This window comes from Pseudoalteromonas prydzensis (genome assembly GCF_011050055.1).
GTDB classification, from domain to species: Bacteria; Pseudomonadota; Gammaproteobacteria; order Enterobacterales; family Alteromonadaceae; genus Pseudoalteromonas; species Pseudoalteromonas prydzensis_A.
In genome coordinates this window covers 1-4,827 of record NZ_DRGM01000135.1, presented here as the reverse complement: position 1 = coordinate 4,827, position 4,827 = coordinate 1, and the positions used below count along the sequence as shown (strand labels likewise).

The 4,827-nt window shown below is 38.8% G+C and carries 6 protein-coding genes; 1 reads left to right on the top strand and 5 read right to left on the bottom strand.

What is annotated here, in order from left to right; all coding sequences use genetic code 11:
* Positions 1 to 90 precede the first annotated feature (90 nt).
* The 3 genes from ENH88_RS13115 to ENH88_RS13105 all read right to left on the bottom strand — a co-directional run bounded on the left by ENH88_RS13115 (position 91) and on the right by ENH88_RS13105 (position 1,976).
* The gene (locus tag ENH88_RS13115; RefSeq protein ID WP_304182739.1) at positions 91 to 903 is read right to left on the bottom strand and encodes a phosphotransferase; all 813 of its coding nucleotides are present in this window, start codon (positions 901 to 903) and stop codon (positions 91 to 93) included.
* Between the two features lie 3 nt (positions 904 to 906).
* A complete protein-coding gene (gene pnuC / locus ENH88_RS13110) occupies positions 907 to 1,524 on the bottom strand; it encodes a nicotinamide riboside transporter PnuC (protein ID WP_182195042.1) in 618 nt (205 codons plus the stop codon).
* 200 nt (positions 1,525 to 1,724) lie between these two features.
* The gene (locus tag ENH88_RS13105; protein WP_007587304.1) at positions 1,725 to 1,976 is read right to left on the bottom strand and encodes a hypothetical protein; all 252 of its coding nucleotides are present in this window, start codon (positions 1,974 to 1,976) and stop codon (positions 1,725 to 1,727) included.
* A 107-nt stretch (positions 1,977 to 2,083) separates the two neighbouring features.
* On the opposite strand from ENH88_RS13105, the gene ENH88_RS13100 reads away from it, so the two are divergent.
* Positions 2,084 to 2,323, top strand: a complete 240-nt coding sequence (locus ENH88_RS13100; RefSeq protein WP_024600730.1) for a DUF2960 domain-containing protein — start codon at positions 2,084 to 2,086, stop codon at positions 2,321 to 2,323.
* Positions 2,324 to 2,342: 19 nt separating this feature from the next.
* On the opposite strand, the gene alr is transcribed toward ENH88_RS13100, so the two are convergent.
* On the bottom strand, positions 2,343 to 3,422 hold the full coding sequence (gene alr, locus ENH88_RS13095) for an alanine racemase (RefSeq protein ID WP_024600731.1): 1,080 nt from the start codon (positions 3,420 to 3,422) through the stop codon (positions 2,343 to 2,345).
* Positions 3,422 to 4,801 carry a replicative DNA helicase gene (gene dnaB, locus ENH88_RS13090; RefSeq protein WP_024600732.1) on the bottom strand — a complete coding sequence of 460 codons (1,380 nt, stop codon included), beginning with the start codon at positions 4,799 to 4,801 and terminating at the stop codon, positions 3,422 to 3,424. Before dnaB ends, alr begins: the two co-directional genes overlap by 1 nt.
* Positions 4,802 to 4,827: the final 26 nt, after the last annotated feature.

Genomic DNA, 4,827 nt, shown 5'->3' with positions numbered 1-4,827 from the left:
TGCTAAATCAGAAGATGAAAATGGCGAACCACAATTTGATACAGCCGAAGTAACTAAATACAAAGAGCTAGCCGAGCGCTTTGGTGGCCTTTAACATCTATAAAAAGTATTATTAACGAGTTTAGTTAGCTGCGCGCGTAACATTACAGATTTATTAGTTATGCCGCGCTCTTCGTACCAGCCAATACATAACACTAAAAAAAACAGCTTATAGTAATTCAGCTTATCTATTGAAAGATCAAACGTTTTTGTTTTATCGATGCTATTTTTATAGTTATTTAACAATGCACTTTCACTGCTCTCATTAAAATTAAAGCTCACTGCAAGGGCTGCCAAATCAAAATACACATCGTTAGTTTGTGCGTATTCAAAATCAATTAAATACATACCTGAAACATTTACAATAATGTTGTCTTTTACTAAGTCGTTATGACAAAAACCTGCATTAAATGACATAGCTGTAACTGCTTTGAGTGCCTGCTCTATTTGAAGTTTATATTGCGTATATACGCCGGTGTTTTGATAAAAATGAAGCTCTTTAGCTATATCCATTGGCGCGGTAGACACTTTGTAATTGTGCACTTGAGCAAGTTTATTAATAAAGCTAAGCGTTATATCCGATTGCGCGCTCTCGCCTTCAATATAATTAAATACCGCACGACCGTTTTCTTTATCAAGCCAAATAGGCGCTGGACATATATTAAAGTCACTTAAAAAGCGCTGCGCTTCAAGGCCAATATTTGGCCAATGACTTTTATAACATTTTAATAAATACCCTTGTTGCTCGGTACGTATTAAAAAATTATCGTTACTAAAGCCATTAAGTAATCGCTCGCTTGAAACAATGCTTGTAGGCTCTATAAACGCACTACACATTTTTACTAACTGAGTATGGGCAATCATTGATTAAAGCTGTGCTAGAGGCTTAGCTTGGCTTTGTTCGTACTCTTCGTACCAGGTTTTAAAGCCCCACGCTGCCATAATGGTATAAAATATAAAGAGTGCTAGCGTTGGGTAATAGCCTTTTTCGTAATATAAATACATAGAAGCTGCATCTATAACAATCCAGTACAGCCAGTTTTCGAGGACTTTTTTAGCAACTAAGTAAGTAGTTACTACTGCAAAACACGTTGTAAAGCTATCAAGATAAGCAAAATCAGCATGAGTATAGTTTTGCATAACGTAACCAATAGCTATTGCAGCTATAGTTGTTAAACTAATTAAAACAGCATGGCGATTCATCGACCACGATGTAATATTTAAATTTGCAGCTTTGCCTTTACGCCATACAACCCATCCAAATACAGCCATATACATATAATAAAAATTAAGTAATGACTCCATAAGTAATGCACCATTCCAGTACATTATTGTATAAATGAGCGTACTAAAAAACGCCGCCGGCCAACACCATAAGCTTTCTTTTATTGCTAATAATAAATAAGCCATCGACAACCCTACCGCAATATACTCCCAATGCGACATTGCTGTAAAACCACTTAAGGTTTGTGTTAAAAAGTCCATATTATGCAGTTACCGTTTAGTTGTGCCGATTGTTATACCAACCTGCTTATATACGGGGTCTATTTAACGTTAAGAAAATTACGCTAGAACTAGGCAAAAATTTTTGTATCTAGTTGTTCTAAATAAAAATTTTTAACGACGTTATAGTGCAATTTAATTCGTTAAATTGATCAACGATTTATGCAGGTTGGTATTATAGGCTATTCAGGCGATAAGTCGCCAGAGAGAAACTTACATACAAAAATAGCTTTACCAAATTCTTCATATGAGCGCTTAATTTCGGTATTTAATACCTGCATTACTAAATCGTAATCACCAAAAATTTGCGTTGATAACGTGTTAGTAATCACTTTTAAATCATCGTATTCGTTTAATCTGTCAATAAACCCTTGTATAAACGGGATATAGTCTTGGTGAAGTGGGTATTTACTGATCTCTACTGATAATTTCATTTTCGACTCTTTATTTTAATTACCGATTACAACAAGTCATTCAATGCTAGAGCCGTTATTAAATACAGTGTAAAATCGCTGCAACACTCAATTGAAATGAGCTTAATATGGCACGTAGAATAACCTACAAATATAAAAACGAACCGCGCGAGATTAATTTCGCTAAAGATAAATACCACGACATGTATCAAGCAATTGCTGCCGCTGAAGGTATTGATCTGACTAATTACTTAAGCATGGTACAGCAAATAGAAATGACCTCAAAAGGGTCTGCCTCTGTTCGTAACTTTCGCGACCAAGAATTTGCCCGTATGGGCTTTAGCGATATTTACTTTATAAAAGAGTAAATACAGCTTTATAGCTGTGTCAACGCTGATACTCATAACTTACGCGCGGTGTAATATTACATAATAGCTCGTAGGGGATAGTATCAGCGCATAGTGCTATTTCTTCAACTGGTAGCTCAGGGCCCCACATAGTAACCCTGTCGCCAACTTTAATATTATGCTCATTAGTGCCTATATCTACACTAATCATATCCATTGCTACACTACCGACAATACCATAACGCTGCTTGCCAATTATAACGGGGGTCCCCTCTTTAGCGTGCCGAGGATAACCATCGCCATAACCCATAGCCACAACAGCTAACTTGGTTGGTTTATCGCTTTTCCAACGACCACCATACCCGACCGCCTCATTAGCAGGCACATTTCGCACTGCAATTACGCGCGTAGTTAAGCGCATAACTGGTTTTAATTTATGTTGTTGCCCAATACTATTTGCCATAGGCGATACACCATAGAGCATTAGACCAGGGCGTACCCAATCACCATGTCCATTTGGCCACGCGATAATACCCGCTGAATTTGATAAACAATGCGCTTGGTCAATACCATTCACTAAGTTATCAAATAACGTAATTTGTTGAACCGTTTTAGCATTATCAACATCATCAGCACACGAAAAATGGGTCATCAGATTAACAGTGTTTTTAGCGTTAGGTGTTTTTTGTAAACGGCTATAAAATTCTTCAAACTGCTCTGGCGCAATACCTAGTCGATGCATACCTGTATTTACTTTTAACCAGCATGTTATTGGCGCATCAAGCTTTGCTTTTTCAAGCGCAGCTAATTGGTACTCATCGTGAATAATAGTTTGAAAATTATTAGCAAGTAAAATAGGTATGTCGGCTTTATTAAAGAAGCCTTCGAGTAAAACTATTGGCTTTGTTAGGCCCCCCGCTCGCAGAGCTAACGCTTCATCTATCCGCGCCACAGCAAATGCGTCAGCATCATTTAAATGCTGCGCAATCGTTACTAAACCATGTCCGTAAGCATTTGCTTTTAGCACCGCCATTACTTTGCTATTAGGTGCAAAACACTTAACTTGCGCTAAATTATGCGCAAGTGCAGCTAAATTAATTTCAGCAGTGGCTAAGCGCATTAGTAATCGTCATCTACCGCTGGTCCCGCGTAATTATCAAAGCGAGAAAATTGACCTTGGAATGTTAAACGCACTTTACCAATTGGGCCGTTACGTTGTTTACCTATAATAATTTCGGCAATACCTTTATCGGTACTGTCTTCGTTGTACACTTCATCACGGTAAATAAACATGATTAAATCGGCATCCTGCTCTATCGACCCTGACTCACGTAAATCTGAGTTAATTGGGCGTTTATCCGCACGTTGCTCTAGCGTACGGTTAAGCTGTGAAAGCGCAACAACCGGACATTTTAGCTCTTTTGCTAATGCTTTAAGTGAACGCGAGATTTCGGCAATTTCGAGCGTTCGGTTATCGGCAAGACTTGGTACACGCATTAACTGTAAGTAATCGACCATGATCATGCTAATACCGCCATGGTCGCGGGCTATACGCCTTGCACGTGAGCGCACATCGGTAGGTGTTAAGCCCGATGCATCATCAACGTACATTTTGCCTTTTTCCATCAACAAACCCATAGTTGATGAAAGTCGTGCCCAATCGTCATCATCTAATTGACCAGTACGCACCTTAGTTTGGTTAATGCGACCAAGAGACGCTAGCATCCTCATCATAATTTGCTCAGAAGGCATCTCTAGTGAGTAAATTAATACTGGTTTGTCTTGAGTCATTGCAGCATGTTCTGCAAGGTTCATCGCAAAGGTGGTTTTACCCATAGATGGACGCGCTGCAACAATAATTAAGTCAGAAGGTTGCAGGCCTGTCGTCATTTTATCAAGATCGGCATAACCTGTACTTACACCTGTTACACCATCTTGTGGCGATTGATAAAGCTCTTCTATTTTATCAACGGTTTTTTCAAGGATGCTATGAATGCTCTGCGGACCTTCATTACTTTTTGTTCGTTGCTCAGCAATTTTAAACACTTTGCTTTCGGCAAAATCAAGTAAATCGTGACTAGTACGCCCTTCAGTATTAAAACCCGCTTCTGCAATTTCGTTCGCTACGCCAATCATTTCACGTACAACAGCGCGTTCGCGTACAATACTTGCGTAAGCGTCAATGTTAGCAGCGCTTGGCGTGTTTTTAGCTATTTCAGCTAAATAAGCAAAACCACCAATTCCTGCAAGCTTATTATTTTTTTCTAAACTTTCAGAAATAGTGATTAAATCTATTGGATCGCCAATCTCAGCAAGTGCCGTCATCGCTTCAAAAATTAACTTGTGCGTGCGGGTATAAAAATCCTGTGATACAACAAGTTCAGCTACGCGGTCAAAAGCTTGGTTATCAAGCATTAAGCCACCTAAAACAGATTGTTCAGCTTCTATTGAATGGGGAGGAACTTTAAGAGTATCGACTTGCTTATCTGGTTTGGCCATAACTTCACAGTAGTAAAATTGAATGG

What these genes read in the sequence shown, in the direction of transcription:
- ENH88_RS13105 (WP_007587304.1), bottom strand. Translation starts at nt 1,976, where the DNA reads ATGAAATTATCAGTAGAGATCAGTAAATACCCACTTCACCAAGACTAT.
- alr (WP_024600731.1), bottom strand. Translation starts at nt 3,422, where the DNA reads ATGCGCTTAGCCACTGCTGAAATTAATTTAGCTGCACTTGCGCATAAT.
- ENH88_RS13100 (WP_024600730.1), top strand. Translation starts at nt 2,084, where the DNA reads ATGGCACGTAGAATAACCTACAAATATAAAAACGAACCGCGCGAGATT.
- dnaB (WP_024600732.1), bottom strand. Translation starts at nt 4,801, where the DNA reads ATGGCCAAACCAGATAAGCAAGTCGATACTCTTAAAGTTCCTCCCCAT.
- ENH88_RS13115 (WP_304182739.1), bottom strand. Translation starts at nt 903, where the DNA reads ATGATTGCCCATACTCAGTTAGTAAAAATGTGTAGTGCGTTTATAGAG.
- pnuC (WP_182195042.1), bottom strand. Translation starts at nt 1,524, where the DNA reads ATGGACTTTTTAACACAAACCTTAAGTGGTTTTACAGCAATGTCGCAT.